We start from the raw sequence: 18,712 nt of genomic DNA on the forward strand, positions 1-18,712 counted from the left end.
CCCCGCCCGATCGCCTCACTCCGCCCCTCCCCGTCTCCCCCCCCCCCCGCCCGCCTCGCGGCGGGGCCGCGACTTTCCACGTCCTGCCCGCCCCCCCCCCCCCCGCCCGCATCAAATACAACCCCCCCCCCCCCCCCTCGCCTCGTCGGCCGCGCGCATGGTGAGCGCGGCGGCCGGTCGGCGGATGATCGAAATGGGCTCGCGGCGTGCACACGAACTCGCCGCGCCGTCGAGCTCGCGCGCCGCCTACCTGGCCGGCTTCGACGCCACCTCCAACCTCGAGGCCGTGCGCGGCTTCGGCGTGCCCGGCGCGGGGACCAGCGCCCACGCGTTCACCCTGCTGCACAGCGGCGCCGACGGCGAACACGAGGCAGCGGCGTTCCGCAGCCAGATCGACGCGCTCGGCATCGGCACCACGCTGCTGGTCGACACCTTCGACATCACCAGGGGCGTCGCCACCGCCATCGAGGTGGCGGGTCCCGAGCTGGGCGGGGTGCGCATCGACTCCGGCGACCTCGGCGTGCTGGCCAGGCAGGTCCGCGACCAGCTCGACGAACTCGGCGCCACCGGCACCCGCATCGTGGTCTCCGGCGATCTGGACGAGTACGCCATCGCGGCACTGCGTGCCGAACCGGTCGACGTGTACGGCGTCGGCACGGCGGTGGTCACCGGTTCGGGTGCCCCGACCGCGGGCATGGTCTACAAGCTGGTCGAGGTCGACGGCATCCCGGTCGCCAAACGGTCGAGCCACAAACAGTCACGCGGCGGGACAAAGAAGGCGGTGCGATTGGCCCGCGCCACCGGCACGATCGTCGAGGAGATCGTCTACCCCGAAGGCGGAGAAGCACCGGGTACCAACGGTTTTCAGGTGCGGGAGCTGCAGGTTCCGCTGGTTCGCGGCGGCAAGGTGGTCGACGATGTCGCGACGCTGGCGCAGAGTCGCGAACTGGTCGCGCGCGGCCTGGTCAGCCTGCCGTGGGAAGGGCTGAAACTCTCCGCGGGCGAGCCCGCCGTGCCGACAACGTTCCTCGGCTGAGTACCGCGAAGCCGGGTGGCCGCTCGGCGTTTCGCGGCGGAGAATGGTCGGGTCGAACGAGGTGGAGGATGACATGGCACGAGGCCTGATAATCGTGGATGTACAGAACGACTTCTGCGAGGGCGGCTCCCTCGCGGTAGCGGGCGGCGCGGCAGTAGCCGCCGCGATCACCGATTTCGTCGCGGGTGAGCAGTACGACGCGGTGGTAGCCACCCGCGACTGGCACATCGATCCCGGCCCCCACTTCTCCACCGACCCCGACTACGTCGACACGTGGCCACCCCACTGCCGAGTGGGCACCCCCGGCGCCGATTTCCACCCGGCTCTCGATACTTCGTCCATCCAGGAAACCTTCTCCAAGGGCGAATACACCGCCGCGTACTCCGGATTCGAAGGCGCGTCAGCGGACGGCACCACCCTCACGGATTGGCTCCGAGCCCACGGCATCGACGCCGTGGACGTGGTCGGCATAGCCACCGACCACTGTGTCCGCGCCACCGCTCTGGACGCCGCCGAAGCCGGATTCGACACCACCGTCCTGCTCGATCTCACCGCAGGCGTCGCCCCCCACACGACCGAATCCGCCCTGGCCACCCTCCGCGATGCGGGCGTCCGCCTGCGCCCCTGAATACTTGCCACATGGACTATCGATTCCCGGCGCACACCCGATCCGCCCTGACGAAGGCACTCGCCGAGACCGACAGCATCCACGACGCCGCCGACACCGTCTTCTGGTCGAACCCGGCCACCGACGATCTCCAGCGCCTCGGCATCGGCGCGTTCGGCAAGCTCCCCCCAGCCTTCTCGCACCTGCTGGCACTGTCGAGCCTGCACACCAGCGTCCTGGACGCGGGTTTCTCGAGCTACCTGAAAACCCGCCGCAGCGAACTCCCCTGGGCGACAAGGGGTTTGCGGGCAGCAGGCATGCCCCAACTGGCCGCCGCGGCCATCATCGCCGCCCGTGACGCCTCCATCAGCTCCCCGAACGACGACCTCGACCGCTTCTGGGAAGACGAACACCAAACCCTCGCCACCCCCGACCAGATCCGCCGCCCCGCCGGGGACCGCGCCGAAGACCCCGACGAGATCTACGACATCAACGAACCCCAGGACTTCGAACAGCGCGTCCTCGACTACGTCCGCGACCACATCGACGACTTCGTCCGCGAGTCCTGACCGGGCTCGCCGCAGCTCGGGCGAACGTGTCCGAGGGTGCGGATAAGCTGCCAGCGTGCCCGAACTTCCTGCCGTCGCCGACCTGCTCGTCACCGCCGTGCATGCCCTCGGCGGCAAGGAACGCACCGGGCAGACCACCATGGCCACCGCGGTGGACCACGCGATCGACACCAAGGAACACCTCGCGGTCCAGGCGGGCACCGGCACCGGAAAATCGCTGGCCTACCTCATCCCGAGCTTGCGCCACGCGGTGCGCACCGGCCGCACCGTGGTGGTCTCCACCGCCACGATCGCGCTGCAACGCCAGCTCGTCGACCGCGACCTCCCGCGTCTGGCGGAGGCGCTCACCAAACCACTCGGCCGGGTGCCCAAGTTCGCGATCCTCAAGGGCCGCAACAACTATCTCTGCCTGAACAAGATCAACAGCGTCATCCCGGAGGACACCGGCGGCGAGGCCGAACTGTTCGACGCCTTCGCCATCTCCCGCCTCGGCCGCGAAGTCCAGCGCCTCAACGAATGGGCCTCCGACACCGAAACCGGCGACCGCGACGAACTCGCCCCCGGCGTCACCGACCGCGCCTGGCGCCAGGTGAGCGTCGGCTCGCGCGAATGCCTCGGCAAGTCGCGCTGCCAGTTCGGCCAGGACTGCTTCGCCGAGAAGGCGCGCGCGGAATCGGCCCAGTCCGACGTGGTGGTGACCAACCACGCGCTGCTGGCCATCGACGCCATCAGCGGCATCCAGATCCTGCCCGAACACGACGTGGTGGTGATCGACGAAGCGCACGAACTGGTCGACCGCGTCACCGGCGTCGCCACCGCCGAATTGGCCGCGACCGCGATCAGCGCCGCTGCCCGCCGCTGCACCAAACTGATCGACGAACGCGAGGTCGACCGGCTCGAAGGCGCCGCGGAAGCCTTCCACCAGGCGCTCGAAGACCTGCCGCCGGGCCGCTGGGACCAGCTGCCCGACGGCATCGCGCCCGTGCTCGCACTGGTCCGCGACGCGGCCTGGAACGCGCGTACCGCCATCGCGCCGACCGGCAGCGTCAAAACCCAGGACGACCCCGACAACGCCGCCGCCCGCACGATGGCCGTGGCCGCCATCGACGACGTACACGACGCCGCGGTCCGCGCGCTCACCGCCTTCGAGGAGGCCGACCCCGCCGCCCGCCGCGATGTCATCTGGCTGTCGGCCGACGAGATGCGCGGCGTCGCCCGCCGCACCTTGCGAATGGCGCCGCTGTCGGTCGGCGGACTGCTGCGCAGCAGGCTGTTCGGCACCGCGACGGTCGTGCTCACCTCGGCCACCCTGCAGATCGGCGGCTCGTTCGACGGGCTCGCGATCACCTGGGGCCTGCCGTCGCAGTCGGGCGGCAAGGTGGATCCGGCCATGGCCAACGGCGCCACCGCACCCGCCGACCTGGAATCGGTGCGCTGGAACGCCCTCGACGTCGGTTCCCCCTTCGACCACGCCAAGTCCGGCATCCTCTACGTCGCCAAACACCTGCCCGCACCGGGCCGCGACGGGCTCTCGCCCGCCTACCTCGACGAGATCGAACAGCTCATCACCGCCGCCGGTGGCCGCACGCTCGGCCTGTTCTCCTCGATGCGCGCCGCCAAGGCCGCCACCGAGGCGCTGCGCGAACGGCTCGACACCCCCGTGCTGTGCCAGGGTGACGATTCGATGGGCGCGCTGGTGCGCAAATTCGCCGACGACCCGGCCACCTCACTGTTCGGCACCCTCACCCTCTGGCAGGGCGTCGACGTGCCCGGCCCGTCGCTGAGTCTCGTTATCCTCGACCGCATTCCGTTCCCGCGGCCCGACGATCCGCTGCTCACCGCGCGTCAGCGGGCGGTGGAGTCGCGCGGCGGCAACGGCTTCATGACCGTGGCCGCCAATCACGCCGCGCTACTGCTGGCCCAGGGCACCGGCCGGTTGCTGCGCAGTGTCGACGACCGCGGCGTGGTCGCGATCCTGGATTCCCGTCTCGCCACCGCCCGCTACGGCAGCTACCTGCGCGCGTCGCTGCCGCCGTACTGGGAGACCAGCGATCCCGAAGTGGTCGCCAAGGCACTGCGTCGGCTCACCGACACCGCCTGAGCGACGGCGATATTTGCAAGTCGAGTCTTGCAATCACGATGACCACACTCGTGAATCCGCGAGCGTGCGAACGCAACTCGTGAGAACGTGTGGTGATGATGCACCACGCCGATGGCGAGGTACTCGGCGAATTTCTGGTCAGTGCACGATCTTTGGCCGAGTACCGCGCGATGTTCCATCTCTCCGACGATGATCTTTCCGGTCGTCGTGTCCTCGATTGTCCCGGCGGCGCAGCGAGTTTCGCGGCCGAGGCGAGCGCGTTGGGCGCCGAGGTCACCGCGATCGATCCCATCTACGCCACCCCACCGATCGAACTGGCCGCCCGCGCGACCCCCGAAACCGAACGCGCCGTGGCCTGGGCGCACTCCCATGCCGATCGCTACCGCTGGGACTGGTACGGCTCCACCACCGAGCACGCCGCGATCCGCCGCGGCGCCGCCGCCCGCTTCGCCGACGACGTGCGCGCCGCGCCCCACCGCTACCTGGCCGGCTCCTTACCCACACTCCCCTGCCCCGACGACGCGTTCGATCTGGCCCTGAGCTCGCACCTGCTGTTCAGCTACGCCGACCGGCTCGACGCCGACTTCCATCTGGCCGCCCTGCTCGAATTGGCCCGCGTCGCCACCACCGAAACCCGCGTCTACCCGCTGCTCGACTACACCGGCGCCCCGCTCGACGACCTCATCGACCACCTGCGCACCGAACTCCACGACAAGGGCATCTCCACCTCCCTGGAAAAGACCGGATATGAGTTCCACCACGGCGCCGACACCATGCTGACGTTGCGTCCGGCCGCCTGATGGGCGCGGGTACAGAGCGCTCGGCGGCCGCCGAGAACGCTTCGCCGACAGCCGTACCCGCTTTCATGTCGTTTTCCTACCGAAGTCGGTCCGCCACCGACCGCCGTCGACCCGGCGCGGTAAGTTCTTAGTCGTGCATACGATGCGGGCCGGCCGGTAGCACGGCCGTGGCGGAGAGATCTCGAGGCGTGGCACTACCGCGCACGACCCTGACGCTGCTTCTGCTACTCGGCACCGCTGTCGCAGGCGTGACACTGCTGTTCACGACCATGGATCCGTGGATGGACAAAGGCGGCATTCTCGTCGGTGGTCTCGACGTCCACATCTACCGCGACGGCGGCTGGCGGGTGGTGCACGAACGCGCGCTCTACATCGACCCGACGCACTACGGCTTGCTCTACACCTACACACCGTTCTCGGCCCTGGTGTTCCTGCCGCTGCTGCTGGTTCCGTGGGCGCACGTCACCACGACATGGATGGTGCTCAACCTGCTTGTGCTGTTCGGGGTTGTCCTGCAAAGCTTCCGGATGCTCGGCTACCGTGCCACCCCCAAGCTGGCCGCCGTCAGCGCACTACTGACCCTGGCCTGCACGTTCGCCGAACCGGTGCGCACCACGCTCTACTACGGGCAGATCAATCTGGTGCTGATGCTGGTAGTGATGTGGGACTTCTCCCGCGCCGAGAACAGCACGTTGCGCGGTATCGGCGTCGGCATCGCCGCGGGCATCAAGCTGACCCCGCTGTATTTCATCGCCCAGTACCTCGCCCAACGGCAGTGGCGCGCCGCCGCGACGGGCGCGCTCACCTTCATCGCGTCGATCGGCCTGACCGCACTCGTACTGCCGAGCGATTCCTATCAGTACTGGACGTCGACGTTCTTCCATTCCGGGCGCATCGCCCCCGACGTCCACCCCGCCAACCAGTCCCTGCGCGGCGCCGTCGCCCACCTCACCCACGGCCCCGCGCCGGTGTGGTTGTGGCTGTTGATCGCGATACCGATCGCACTGGTGGCCCTGTGGCTCTCGGCTGTGCTGGTCCGTCGCGGCGAACCCCTGCTCTCGGTCACCCTCGGCGGTCTCACCGCCTGCGCCGTCTCCCCGTATTCCTGGGGCCACCACTGGGTCTGGTTCGTCCCGCTCCTCGTCTACCTGATCCACCGCGCCCAAACCCGCGCCCCCTGGTGGCTCGCCGCGGCCGCCGTCTACGTGGCCACCGCCGCCTGGACCTACACCTACACCCCCACCTGGGTGAGCGTGGGCACTTTCCTGCTTCCCCCGTGGTGGCCGCTGCCCCAGGTCCTGATGAACATCTACGTGATCATCTACCTGATCACCCTGGCAGGCATCGCCCTGCACCTGCGCACGCGCAAGCTACCCCCGGCCCCCATCGAGCCGGTTATCGATCTCCCTGTCCCTGAACAGCTTTCACCCGGAACCCGGGCCGCCGCCGCCCCGCACCCCGACGACGACCGCCCGGCGATGATGAACTGAACTACCCGCAGGACCAATCGAAGACGCCCGACTCCAAGTCGAGTTGGGCATTGCCGCCGCCGAAGTTCATGCCGGAGATCTCTTCGATCTCCAGGTAGTACGGGGTCAACCCCTCGGGCAGAGCCTGGACGGGGAACGCGGTGCCACCGAGGTGGGAGCGGCCGAAGAGCGGCTCGGCCCACGTGGTCCAGCCGGAGTCCTCGGTGAGCGGGTCCTGGTACTTGGTGTCGGGCTCGTATTCGACCGGGGGGATGCCGACGTTGGGGTCGGCGGTGCGCTCGGCGAGCCAGACACCGACGGTGGGGTGGACATCGTCCCAGGCATTGCAGCCCTCATCGCTCGCGGTCGGCGATCCGGGCCTGCGAATGTCGGCGGGCGGGGCGACCGGGCCGCCGGCGAATTCCTTTTCGGTGAGCCAGATCAGGGCGAAGGCGCCGCCGATCTCGTCGTGCATGATCTGCGATTTCGGGTGCGGGCGGGTGGCGACCAAATCGCGGGCAAGGGGATCGTCCGACGACGCGTCGGCCTCGACCGCATCGGTACCGGCGAACTGCCCCTCGCCCTGAAAGAGCGCGATCGCGGGAAACCCGGAGCCGCGGCGCTGGAAATCGGTGGGCAGACGCAGAGTGAGCGCGTGCATCATCGGCAGGCCGGTGACGGGTCCGCGCGGCCAGGTGGCCGGATCGATCGCCGGGCCCTCGCTGCCGATCCAGCCGGAGCGCACCGGCGCGTCCAGAGCCAGCGGATCACCATCGGGCGTCTCGGCCAGTTTGTCCGCCGAGTCCCCGAAACCCAGGTCGTAAGCCTTCATCGCAGCTCTCCTCTTCCATGCACGGACAATGCGGTGACGCCGCTGAGAACAAGCGCCGCCACGAGGTTAATCGCTGCCACCGACTCCCCGCGCGTGCTCGGCGGAACCACGGGCATACGACCGATGACGAATCGACTCGGCGTCGAACGAAAGAGGCGGCGCGGCAACCGAAATCCCGGTCACCGCGCCGCCTCCTGACAACGATCGGATCAGAGCACAGCCTTGAAGATCAACGTCACCACCGCGGCCACGACGGCGAGCGCGACGGCCCCGGCGCCCCACACCACGCCCTGTCGCTGCCACGGCCGCCCGGCGTCGAGCGAGAAACGACCCGGCCCGGTGAACGCCAACGCGGTCGCGGCCAACGCGAACAACAGCGGCGTCGAGAACCCCTGCACCGACGGATCGGCAGGGAAGAGCCCACTGCTCCACAGCAGGTTGATGGCATTGATCATCGTCCCGAGCACAATGGCCGCGGCGAGCGGCGTGAACAGCCCGAACACCAGCAACAGCCCACCGACCAATTCGGCGAGCCCGGCCAGTGTGCCGAAGACTTCGCCGGGGTTGTAGCCCATGCCGGTGAAGCCGTCGGCATTGGCGCGCCAGCCGGGTCCGTGCAACCAGCCGAACAGTTTCTGGGATCCGTAGGCGGCCATCAGTCCACCGAAGCCGAGGCGCAACACCAGCAGGCCGATGCCTGCGGCGTTGGTCTCGTCGGTGGTGACGGTAGGAGTGGTGCGGGTAGCGGTGTCGGTCATCGTGTCCTCATCTGCGATTCGAAACATGCCCGCAACCGGACCGTGGTCCGATTGCCTTCCTCGATCACAACCCTGGGTCCAGTACCACTATTTCACGCCATTCCCGGCAATTATGTGATCCCGGTCACAATCGATCGAAAAGGGCCGCCCCACCGGGACGGCCCTGATCGAAAAAATTCCTCAGATCACCACGCCATGGTGGCGTAGCTGACCAGAGTCTGCTCGGACTCCTGCGACAGCTTCCAGGTGCCGTCGATGTTCTTCCAGGTCACCGGGATCGGGAAGGCGTAGTCGCCGAGGCGGCTGTTCAGGGTGGCAGAGAGGGTGTCGCCGTCGACGGTGACCGGGCCGGAGACATCCCAGCTGTAGCCGGGGATCCGGTTCACGGTGTCGCGCACGACCGAGAGGCCGCCTGCGTTGCCCGACTCGAGCTCGGCCGACGAGCCGTTCATGGCCGCCTGCAGCTTGCCGTACAGCTGACCAGCCGAGGGCGTGGCCGGCGCGGCGATCGCGGCGGGGGCGGTGGCGACGACGGCCGCGGTGACCGGCGCGAAGATGGTGGCAAACGCCATCGACGCGGCAACAAGCGAGCGCTTCATGGGTAGATCTCCTCTAGTTAGGCAAGCCTAGGCTAGCCTGAGTATAGACATACCTATGGCCGGAACGTCTACTCGACCAGGAAGATGAAGTACGCGAGGAACAGCACCATCAGCGCCCACATGGCCGGGTGCACGTCCTTGATGCGACCCTTGGCGACCATCACGATCGGGTAGAAGATCATGCCCATCGCCAGCCCGTTGGCGATCGAATACGTCAGCGGCATCATGATCACAGTGATGAACGCGGGCACCGAGTACTCGAGATTCTGCCAATCGATATCACCCAGCGAACGCGCCATCAGGATGCCGACCACGATCAGCGCGGCCGAGGTGATCTCGGCCGATGCGGCGACCACCGAGAAGATCGGATAGCAGAACATCGCGAGCAGGAACCAGCCCGCGGTGGTCACCGCCGTGAGTCCCGTTCGACCACCCGCCGACACACCCGCCGTCGATTCGACATAGGCGGTGGTGGTGGAGGTACCGATGATCGCGCCCGCGGTCGTGCCGACCGAGTCGGCGGCCAGCGCACTTGCCGCGCGCGGCAGGGTGCCGTCCTTGTTCAGCAGACCGGCCTGGTTGGCGACGCCGATCAGCGTGCCCGAGGCATCGAAGAAGTCGACGAACAGCATGGTGAGAACGACCACGATCATCTGCCCGGTGAAGGCATCCGGCAGGTGGATGATCGCCTGGCCGAACGTCTGATCCAGGCCCTTCGGCATCTCGGCGATGCCGTCCGGCATGCCGACCAGTCCGGTCACCATGCCCAGGATCGTGGTCGCGACGATGCCGTAGAGCACGGCGCCGTGCCAGCCGATCACCAGGAAGATCACGGTCACGATCAGGCCGAACATGGCCAGCAGGGTGGTGCCCTTGGTGAAATCGCCGAGGGCCACCAGCGTGGCGTCACTGTTGACGACGATGCCCGCGTTCTTCAGACCGAGGAACGCCACGAACAAACCGATACCCGCGCCGACCGCGAACTTCATCTGCAACGGAATCGCGTTGAGGATCCGTTCCCGGACCTTCGTGACCGCCAAGATGAAGAAGATGATGCCCGACAGCAAGGTGCCCGACAGCGCCACCTGCCACGGGATGCCCATGCTGAGCACCACCGTGTAGGCGAAGAACGCGTTGAGGCCCATGCCCGGCGCGAGCGCGATCGGGTACTTCGCCCAGATGCCCATGACGAGCGTGCCGAAGACCGCGGCGACGGCGGTGGCCGTGAAGACCGCCTGCATCGGGATGCCCTTGTCGCCGAGGGCGCCCTCGTCACCGAGGATCGACGGATTCACCGCCAGCACATACGACATCGCCAGGAACGTGACCGTGCCCGCCATCGCCTCGCGCTTGAAGGTGGACCCGCTCGACGAGATACCGAAATATCCGTCGATGCGCCCTCGGGCGCGGGTGACGACATCGCTGGCCATGACTCTCCTCTATGTTCGACCTCGGAACGGTAGCGGAAAGTTCACTGAATCGAATAACCCGGCACTCGGGTCACCGTGTACGGTTACGCGCCCGCGACGGCCACCAAGCCAAGTTCGGCGTCGGAGGCGAGCAGCTCGTTGTGGGCAAGCACACGAACGGTGTATCCGACCGCGCCCGACAGCGGGACCGGAGCCTGGATCGAATACAGCTCGCTGCCGTCGTCGGTGCCGGTGTGGTGCATCTCGAGGGTGGTCGTGTCGGAGAGGTCGTCGGTCGGCGAGACCCGGCCGAGTACCGCCTGCACCACCACATCCGAGGGCGCGAGCCCGCCGAGCTCGATGCGCGCGTGCAGCGACAGTTCCGCGCCGATCACCGGGGTGTCGGGCAGGCCCGAGCTGTCCACCTGCGCGATCCGTACCGACGGCCACGCGGCGTCGACCCGCCTGCGGTACTCGGCGACCTCGACAGCACCCGTGAATTTGTCGGCGGCGGCTCGCGCGAACGCGGCGGCCGCGGGTCCGTAGTACTGCTCGGCGTAATCGCGCACCATCCGCGATGCCAGGACCTTGGGGCTGGTGGTCTGCAAGGTGTGGCGCACCATCTCGGTCCAGCGAACCGGCACGTCACTGCCGTCACGGTCGTAGAAGCGCGGCGCGACAGTGCGTTCGACGAGTTCGTAGAGTGCCGAGGCCTCGAGGTCGTCGCGGCGGGCCTCGTCGCGGACGCCGTCGGCGGTGGGGATGGCCCAGCCGTTCTCACCGTCGAACATCTCGTCCCACCAGCCGTCGCGGATGGACAGGTTGAGACCGCCGTTGAGCGCGGACTTCATGCCCGAGGTCCCGCAGGCTTCGAGCGGGCGCAGCGGATTGTTCAGCCACACATCGCAACCCCAGTACAGGTAGCGGGCCATCGACATGTCGTAGTCGGGTAGGAAGACGATGCGCCTGCGCACCTCGGGGTCGTCGGCGAACCGCACGACCTGCTGGATCAGCGCTTTGCCGCCGTCGTCGGCGGGGTGGCTCTTGCCCGCGACCACCAGTTGCACCGGACGTTCTGGGTCGAGCAGCAGCGCGCGCAGTCGGTCGGGGTCGCGCAGCATGAGGGTGAGCCGCTTGTAGGTGGGTACACGACGGGCGAAACCGATGGTGAGCACGTTCGGATCGAAGACGTCGTCGATCCAGCCGAGTTCGGCGTCGGCGGCGCCGCGCTGTCGCCACGACTCGCGCAGCCTGCGCCGAACTTCGGCGATCAGTACGCCGCGCAACGTGTTTCGCGTCGACCACAGCTGACCGAGGTCGACATCGCTGAGTTTCTCCCAGCCCCGCGCCTCCTCGACCAGTTCGGGGCCGACGAGTTCGCGCGCCTTGTCGATCCACTCGCGCGCGGCCCAGGTCGGGGCGTGCACGCCATTGGTGACCGAGCCGATCGGCACCTCGGCCGCGTCGAATCCCGGCCACAGCGCCGCGAACATCTCCCGGCTGACTTCACCGTGCAGTTTCGATACACCGTTGGCGCGCTGAGCCATTCGCAGACCCATGTGCGCCATATTGAACACCGAGGGATCGCCCTCCCGGCCGAATGCGAGGATCCGGTCGACGGAAAGTCCTGGCAGCAAAGCGGATTCGGACTCACCGTGCGAGCCACCGAAGTACCTGCGCACCAACGGCATCGGGAACCGGTCGATGCCCGCGGGAACCGGAGTGTGCGTGGTGAACACGGTGCCCGCCCGCACCGCGGCGAGCGCGGCCTCGAAATCCAGTCCGCCCGCGATGAATTCACGCATGCGCTCGACACCGAGGAAACCCGCGTGACCCTCGTTCATGTGAAAGACATCGGGATCGGGGAGGCCGTTGGCGCGGGTGTAGGCGCGCACCGCGCGGACGCCACCGATTCCGGCCAGGATCTCCTGTTTGATGCGGTGGTCCTGGTCGCCGCCGTAGAGCCGGTCGGTGACGGCGCGCAGTTCGGGATCGTTCTCCGCGATATCGGAATCGAGCAGCAGCAACGGAATTCGGCCAACCTGCGCGATCCACACCCTGGCCCGCAGCACCCGGCCCTCGGACATGCCGACGTGGATGAGCACCGGCGAGCCGTCGCTGGTGAGCAGCCGCAGCGGCAGACCCTGCGGGTCGAGCGCCGGGTAGTGCTCCATCTGCCAGCCGTCCGCCGACAGCGACTGCCGGAAATACCCCGAGCGATACAGCAGCCCGACGCCGATCAGCGGCAGACCGAGATCCGACGCGGCCTTGAGATGATCACCGGCGAGAATGCCGAGACCGCCGGAATAGTTCGGCAGCACCTCGGTGACGCCGAACTCCATCGAGAAGTAGGCGATCCCCGCGATGTCGGTGCCGGTCTGCTCCTGGAACCAGCGCGGCCGAGTCAGATAGTCGCGCAATCCCGCGGCGGCCGCGTCGACCCGCCCGGTGTACCCGGGATCGGCAGCGAGCTCGTCGAGCCGCTCGGCGGGCACCTCGCCGAGCATCCGCACCGGGTCCTGGCCGACTGTCCGCCACAACCGCGGGTCGAGCTCGGCGAACAGATCCTGCGTCGGGCCGTGCCACGACCACCGCAGGTTCGTCGACAACTCACCCAGCGCGGCGAGCCGCTCCGGCAAATGGGCACGGACAGTGAACCGACGAAGTGCCTTCACCCCGGAAGAATAAACGATCGCGCCCGCGCCGGGGGCTCAGGTGAACAGTGCGGCGAACTCGGAGCTGGGCGGGATCTCGGTGATCACGTCGATCAGGACGCCGGCGGGGTCGGCGATGATGAAATGGCGCTGGCCGAAGTCTTCGGTGCGCAGCTCGAGTTCGGGGTGCAGGCCGCCGGTCTTCACGAGCCGGTCCCACTCGGCGTCGACGTCGTCGACCTCGAAGTTGAGCAATACGCCCTGGACCGGTTTACCGAAGCCCGCCGGGATCGTGGGGTGGGTGGGGTCGAGCAAGGCCAGCTCGTAGGTCGGCTCGTCGTCGGCGCCCGGCCGCCGCAGGCTGATGTACCAGTCCGCCTCGAAGACGATCTCGAAGCCGAACCAGGTCGTGTAGAAGTCGCGCGATTCCGCGATCCGGGGTGTGGCGAGAACGGGGTAGTAGCCGCTGAGTTTCATGGGATCACCTTTCACATACCGTTGGTATGTATCGTACGATAGTTCACATACCACCGGTAGGTCAATGGGAGGACGGTCGATGACATCGACGGGGCGGACGCGGCAGCGCGAGGAGACGCGGCGCGTCCTGCTGGCCGAGACAAGGGCGTTGTTCGCCGCGAAAGGCTATGCCGCCGTGGGGTTGTCGGAGATCGTGACGTCGGCCGGGGTTACCAAGGGCGCGCTGTATCACCACTTCGACAGCAAAGCCGACCTGTTCCGCGCGGTCCTCACGCAGGTGCAGGAGGAGGTCGGCGCGCAGGTGGCCGCCGCCGCGGACACCGAGGCCGACCCATGGACGCAGCTGACCACCGGCTGCGCCGCGTTCCTGCGCGCCTGCGCCGACCCACTGGTCCAACGGATCCTGCTGATCGACGGCCCCGCCGTCCTCGGCTGGCACGAATGGCGCGCCATGGACGAGGCCAATTCGGCCCGCCACCTCCGCGAAGCCCTGCAATCGCTCGTCGACGCCGGTGTTCTTCCTCCCCAACCGATCGCCCCGCTGACCCAACTGCTCTCCGGCGCGATGAACGAGGCCGCGCTGTGGCTGGCCACCACCACCGACCCCGACGCGCTGACCGACACCATCGCCGCCCTCGACCGGCTCCTCGCGGGCATACGTATCGCCTGACCCCCGGCCACGAACGCTCCCCACCCAGCAAAAATGCAGTAAGTTAGCCGAGTGACCGGCCGGATTGCCATCGATGACATCGCCCCGTCCATCCCCGGCGGCCGCCCGGCCAAAGCCGCAGTCGGCGAGGTGTTTCCCGTCCGCGCCGTCGTCTGGCGCGAAGGTCACGACGCGGTAGCCGCCACCCTGGCAGTCCGGGCCCCCGGCTCCTCCCGGATCACCCGCATCCGCATGTCCCCCGACTACCAACCCGACGTCTTCAACGCCCTGTTCACCCCCAACACTCCGGGCGTGTGGACCTACCGCGTCGAAGGCTGGAGCGACCCCATCGCCACCTGGCGGTCGGCCGTCGAAGCGAAATTGTCCGTCGGCCAGACCGCCGCCGACCTGGCCAACGACCTAGAGACCGGCGCCATCCTCTTCGAACGCGCCGCCCAAGCCGTCCCGAAGAAGCAGTTCGAACGCCTGCGCGCCGCCGCCACCGCCCTGCGCGGCGACGAACAGCTCCCGTCCCGGGTCGCCCCCGCGTTCTCCGAGGAGGTCGCCGAGATCCTGCGCGCCACCCCGCTGCGCGAGATGGTCACCCGTGGCACCCAGTTCTCGGTCCTGGTCGAACGCCGCCGCGCGCTGGTCGGCTCCTGGTACGAATTCTTCCCCCGCTCCACCGGCGGCCGCGACGCCGAGGGCAACCCGGTCCACGGCACCTTCGCCACGGCGGCCCGCGAACTCCCCCGGATCGCGGGCATGGGCTTCGACGTCGTTTATCTCCCCCCGATCCACCCGGTCGGCGAGATCAACCGCAAGGGCCGCAACAACGCCCTCACCACCGAGCCCGGCGACGTGGGCTCCCCCTGGGCCATCGGCTCGGCAGACGGCGGACACGATGCCGTGAACCCGCTACTCGGCACCGAAGCGGACTTCGTCGAATTCGTTTCCGAGGCAACAGCTCTCGGCCTCGATGTCGCCATCGACCTGGCCCTGCAATGCGCCCCCGACCATCCCTGGGTCGCCGCCCACCCGGAGTGGTTCACCACCCTCCCCGACGGCACCATCGCCTACGCCGAGAACCCCCCGAAGAAGTACCAGGACATCTACCCGGTCAACTTCGACAACGACCCCGACGGTCTCTACGCCGAGATCCTGCGCGTAGTCCGGCACTGGATCTCCTTGGGCGTCACCATCTTCCGCGTCGACAACCCGCACACCAAGCCTGCCGATTTCTGGGAGTGGCTGATCACGGAGCTGCGCCGCACCGACCCCGACGTGATCTTCCTGTCCGAAGCGTTCACCCGCCCGGCCCGTCTCTACGGCCTGGCCCGCCGCGGCTTCAGCCAGTCGTACACGTATTTCACCTGGCGCGTGCACAAGTGGGAACTCACCGAGTTCGGCTGCGAGATCGCCGCCAAGGCGGACGAAGCCAGACCGAATCTGTTCGTGAACACCCCCGACATCCTGCACGAGAGCCTGCAATACGGCGGCCCCGGCATGTTCGCCATCCGTGCCGCCCTCGCGGCCACCCTGTCCCCCACCTGGGGCGTGTACTCCGGTTTCGAACTGTTCGAACACGAGGCCGTCCGCGAGGGCAGCGAGGAATACCTCGACTCGGAGAAGTACGAACTGCGTCCTCGCGATTTCGGCGGCGCCCTCGAACGCGGCGAATCGCTGGAACCGTGGCTCACCCGCCTCAACGAGATCCGCCGCAATCACCCCGCGCTGCAACAGTTGCGCAGCATCCACTTCCATCACGTCGACAACGACGCGCTGATCGCCTACTCCAAGATCGATCCGATCACCGGCGACGCGGTCCTGGTAATCGTGAACCTGAACCCCTATGCCGCTGAGCAGGGCCACATTTCGCTCGATCTCCCCGCTATCGGCCGCGAATGGCACGACCATCCGGTGGTCTTCGACGAGGTCAGCCGCGAGGAATACCACTGGGGCCAGCGCAATTTCGTGCGCCTCGACCCCGCGCGCGCGGTCGCCCACATCCTGTCGCTGCCGGGAGTCCCCGCCGCCGCCCGCGCACCGCTGGCCTACCGCGAGACACTGTGATGAAGCGCCGCGACCTCATGCTGCTGGCCGCGGGCACCCATACCGACCCGCACACCGTCCTCGGCGCGCATTCTCATGCCGACGGCACCGCGGTCCGGGTCCTGCGCCCCCACGCCGACACGGTGACGGTGCTCGTCGGCGAGTCCGAACATCGGCTGAAGTCGTTGGGCCACGGCATTTTCGACGCCGTCCTGCCCTATCCGCAGATCGACGACTACCGGATCCGCGCCGAGTACCCGGGCGGCCAGACCGTGATCTCCGCCGACGGCTACCGCTTCCTGCCCACCGTCGGCGAATTCGACCTGCACCTCATCGGCGAAGGCAGGCACACCCGCCTCTGGGAAGTACTCGGCGCCCACCCACGCCACTACACCACCCTCGATGGCGAGGTCGACGGCACCTCCTTCGCGGTCTGGGCGCCGAATGCCCGCGGTGTCACCGTCTTCGGCGATTTCGACCACTGGAGCGGCACCTCGGCGCCGATGCGCGCGCTCGGCAGCTCCGGGGTGTGGGAGGTGTTCGTGCCGGGCGTCGGACCCGGCACGCGCTACAAGTACCGGATCCGCGGCGCCGACGGACGTGTCGTCGATCACGCCGACCCCCTTGCCTTTTCGACCGAGGTACCGCCCGCGACCGCGTCGGTGGTCACCCGCGCCGACCATGTATGGACCGACAGCGCCTGGCTCGACCAGCGCGCGAGAACCGATGCGGTCCGCTCCCCCATGAGCGCCTACGAGATCCACCTCGGTTCCTGGCGACCCGGCCTCGACTATCGCGAATTGGCCCACCAGCTCGCCGATTACCTGCGCGCGACCGGCTTCACCCACGTCGAACTGCTCCCGGTCGCCGAGCACCCGTTCGGCGGTTCGTGGGGCTACCAGGTCACCTCGTATTACGCCCCGACCTCGCGTTTCGGCAGCCCCGACGACTTCCGCTACTTCGTCGACCACCTGCACAACGCGGGTATCGGGGTACTGCTGGACTGGGTCCCCGCGCACTTCCCCCGCGACGAATGGGCACTGGCCCGCTTCGACGGCACCCCGCTCTACGAACACCCCGACCCGCGCCGCGGCGAGCAACTCGACTGGGGCACCTACGTTTTCGACTTCGGTCGCAACGAGGTCCGCAACTTCCTGGTCGCCAATGCCGCTTTCTGGATCGAGGAGTTCCACATCGACGGCCTGCGCGTGGACGCCGTCGCCTCGATGCTGTACCTGGACTACTCCCGCCCCGAAGGCGGCTGGGAGCCGAATATCTATGGCGGCCGGGAGAATCTGGAAGCGGTCGAGTTCCTGCAGGAACTCAACGACACCGTGCACGGCGCCCATCCCGGCGTGGTCACCATCGCCGAGGAGTCGACCACCTGGCCAGGCGTCACCCGCGGCACCGACGTCGGCGGCCTCGGTTTCAGCATGAAGTGGAACATGGGCTGGATGCACGACACCCTCGGCTACCTGGGCCGCGACCCGATCCACCGCTCCTGGCACCACAACGAGATGACGTTCTCGCTGGTCTACGCGTGGAGCGAGAACTACGTGCTGCCGATCAGCCACGACGAGGTCGTGCACGGCAAGGGCACGCTGTGGACCCGCATGCCCGGCGACGACTTCGCCAAGGCGAGCGGCGTGCGCGCCCTGCTCGCCTACATGTGGGCCCACCCCGGCAAGCAACTGCTGTTCATGGGCCAGGAATTCGGCCAGTTCCGCGAGTGGGACAACGACCGCGGCCTGGACTGGCATGAGCTGGAAAATCCACTCCACCAGGGCATTTCAACCATGGTCGCCGATCTGAACCGCACCTACACCGCCCACCCCGCCTTGTGGACGCAAGACGCCACCCCCGGCGGCCACTCCTGGATCGAAGCCGACGACAGCACCGCCAACGTCTTCGCCTTCCTCCGCTGGGGCACCGACGGCAGCGCGGTAGCGGCCGTCTTCAACTTCTCCGGCTCCACCCGCGAGAACTACCGCATCGGGCTGCCCCACGCCGGTTCCTGGCACGAGATCCTCAACACCGACGCCCATGAATACGCGGGCTCCGGCATCGGCAACCTCGGCATCGTCACCGCGGGCAGCACCCCCAGCCACGGCCACCCCGCCTCGGCCACCGTCACCATGGCCCCCCACAGCGCCCTCTGGCTGTCCTCGAAGCCCTGATCCGCACGGCCGCGGCGAAGGGCCTAACGCTCCAGGTCGACCCGGATCGTCAGCAGGTCGGTACCGAACGCCCGCACCGCGGTGCTGTTGTAGCGCGGCAGCTGCCGCAGCCTGGCCCGCGCATCGTCGCCGGGCAGCAGCACGGCGGTCCCCGGGTACCAGCGCCCGCCCAGGCGCACCCGGACCTTGTTATCGGCCTTGATGTTGCGCACATACTGCGAGCGATCCCCGAACTCGGAGACCAGCCAGAACTCGTCGCCGACGCGCCGGCCACCGATCGGTGTGACCCGCGGCTGCCCGCTCACCCGCCCGACCGTCTCTAGCAGCTGCTGACCGGGCAGCTTGCCAAGGATCGGATTGAGCCGCCGCTGTATCGCGGTGACGATCCGATGCTGAATATCGTTCTTGGACGCCATATTTCGACCGTAGCACCGGTGCCACACAACGAAGCCGCCCCCCCCCGGGTGGGGGGGGGGGGGGGTGTAGTCCGGGGTGCGGACAATGGGGCGGGGCCGGTGAGAAC

Annotated in this window: 15 protein-coding genes and 1 pseudogene; 9 read left to right on the forward strand and 7 right to left on the reverse strand. The window is 68.1% G+C overall.

Annotated features, from left to right (window positions below; all coding sequences use genetic code 11):
- Window positions 1–139: 139 nt before the first annotated feature.
- The 6 genes and pseudogenes from ACFWPX_RS34475 to ACFWPX_RS34500 form a co-directional block, all read left to right on the forward strand.
- A pseudogene (locus tag ACFWPX_RS34475) lies at window positions 140–1,036 on the forward strand (nicotinate phosphoribosyltransferase); the annotation flags it as partial.
- Between the two features lie 73 nt (window positions 1,037–1,109).
- Entirely contained in the window at window positions 1,110–1,664 is a 555-nt protein-coding gene (locus ACFWPX_RS34480; protein ID WP_378932548.1) for an isochorismatase family protein, read from the forward strand.
- 11 nt (window positions 1,665–1,675) lie between these two features.
- Window positions 1,676–2,212 carry a hypothetical protein gene (locus tag ACFWPX_RS34485; RefSeq protein WP_378932553.1) on the forward strand — a complete coding sequence of 179 codons (537 nt, stop codon included), beginning with the start codon at window positions 1,676–1,678 and terminating at the stop codon, window positions 2,210–2,212.
- A gap of 55 nt (window positions 2,213–2,267) precedes the next feature.
- A complete protein-coding gene (locus ACFWPX_RS34490) occupies window positions 2,268–4,313 on the forward strand; it encodes an ATP-dependent DNA helicase (protein ID WP_378921625.1) in 2,046 nt (681 codons plus the stop codon).
- Window positions 4,314–4,408: 95 nt separating this feature from the next.
- Window positions 4,409–5,113, forward strand: coding sequence for a hypothetical protein (locus ACFWPX_RS34495; RefSeq protein WP_378932556.1), 705 nt, complete (start codon window positions 4,409–4,411; stop codon window positions 5,111–5,113).
- A gap of 188 nt (window positions 5,114–5,301) precedes the next feature.
- A complete protein-coding gene (locus ACFWPX_RS34500; protein WP_378932561.1) occupies window positions 5,302–6,603 on the forward strand; it encodes a glycosyltransferase 87 family protein in 1,302 nt (433 codons plus the stop codon).
- A gap of 1 nt (window position 6,604) precedes the next feature.
- On the opposite strand, the gene ACFWPX_RS34505 is transcribed toward ACFWPX_RS34500, so the two are convergent.
- From ACFWPX_RS34505 to ACFWPX_RS34530, 6 genes are all read right to left on the reverse strand, one after another.
- Window positions 6,605–7,414, reverse strand: coding sequence for a hypothetical protein (locus tag ACFWPX_RS34505; protein ID WP_378932564.1), 810 nt, complete (start codon window positions 7,412–7,414; stop codon window positions 6,605–6,607).
- 209 nt (window positions 7,415–7,623) lie between these two features.
- On the reverse strand, window positions 7,624–8,172 hold the full coding sequence (locus ACFWPX_RS34510) for a DoxX family protein (protein ID WP_378921617.1): 549 nt from the start codon (window positions 8,170–8,172) through the stop codon (window positions 7,624–7,626).
- Window positions 8,173–8,357: 185 nt separating this feature from the next.
- The gene (locus ACFWPX_RS34515) at window positions 8,358–8,771 is read right to left on the reverse strand and encodes a hypothetical protein (protein WP_378921615.1); all 414 of its coding nucleotides are present in this window, start codon (window positions 8,769–8,771) and stop codon (window positions 8,358–8,360) included.
- Window positions 8,772–8,839: 68 nt separating this feature from the next.
- Window positions 8,840–10,201 (reverse strand): NCS2 family permease, encoded by a 1,362-nt coding sequence (locus tag ACFWPX_RS34520; RefSeq protein ID WP_378932567.1) that lies wholly within the window; start codon window positions 10,199–10,201, stop codon window positions 8,840–8,842.
- Window positions 10,202–10,284: 83 nt separating this feature from the next.
- Complete coding sequence (glgP, locus tag ACFWPX_RS34525) at window positions 10,285–12,855, reverse strand: alpha-glucan family phosphorylase (RefSeq protein ID WP_378932570.1); 2,571 nt, start codon at window positions 12,853–12,855, stop codon at window positions 10,285–10,287.
- A gap of 36 nt (window positions 12,856–12,891) precedes the next feature.
- Window positions 12,892–13,311 (reverse strand): VOC family protein, encoded by a 420-nt coding sequence (locus ACFWPX_RS34530; protein ID WP_378932573.1) that lies wholly within the window; start codon window positions 13,309–13,311, stop codon window positions 12,892–12,894.
- 79 nt (window positions 13,312–13,390) lie between these two features.
- Between ACFWPX_RS34530 and ACFWPX_RS34535 the strand changes: the two genes are divergently transcribed.
- The 3 genes from ACFWPX_RS34535 to glgB are packed head-to-tail and all read left to right on the forward strand — an operon-like array spanning window position 13,391 to window position 18,189.
- Complete coding sequence (locus ACFWPX_RS34535) at window positions 13,391–13,981, forward strand: TetR/AcrR family transcriptional regulator (RefSeq protein WP_378932577.1); 591 nt, start codon at window positions 13,391–13,393, stop codon at window positions 13,979–13,981.
- Window positions 13,982–14,032: 51 nt separating this feature from the next.
- The gene (locus tag ACFWPX_RS34540; RefSeq protein WP_378932581.1) at window positions 14,033–16,033 is read left to right on the forward strand and encodes a maltotransferase domain-containing protein; all 2,001 of its coding nucleotides are present in this window, start codon (window positions 14,033–14,035) and stop codon (window positions 16,031–16,033) included.
- Window positions 16,033–18,189, forward strand: a complete 2,157-nt coding sequence (gene glgB, locus ACFWPX_RS34545) for a 1,4-alpha-glucan branching protein GlgB (protein WP_378932584.1) — start codon at window positions 16,033–16,035, stop codon at window positions 18,187–18,189. The genes ACFWPX_RS34540 and glgB overlap by 1 nt, the downstream gene beginning before the upstream one ends.
- Window positions 18,190–18,212: 23 nt before the next feature.
- Here glgB and ACFWPX_RS34550 read toward each other — a convergent pair whose 3' ends face one another.
- Window positions 18,213–18,605 (reverse strand): nitroreductase/quinone reductase family protein, encoded by a 393-nt coding sequence (locus tag ACFWPX_RS34550; RefSeq protein WP_378932587.1) that lies wholly within the window; start codon window positions 18,603–18,605, stop codon window positions 18,213–18,215.
- Between the last annotated feature and the right edge of the window lie 107 nt (window positions 18,606–18,712).

This window comes from Nocardia sp. NPDC058518 (genome assembly GCF_042719655.1).
Lineage (GTDB): Bacteria > Actinomycetota > Actinomycetes > Mycobacteriales > Mycobacteriaceae > Nocardia.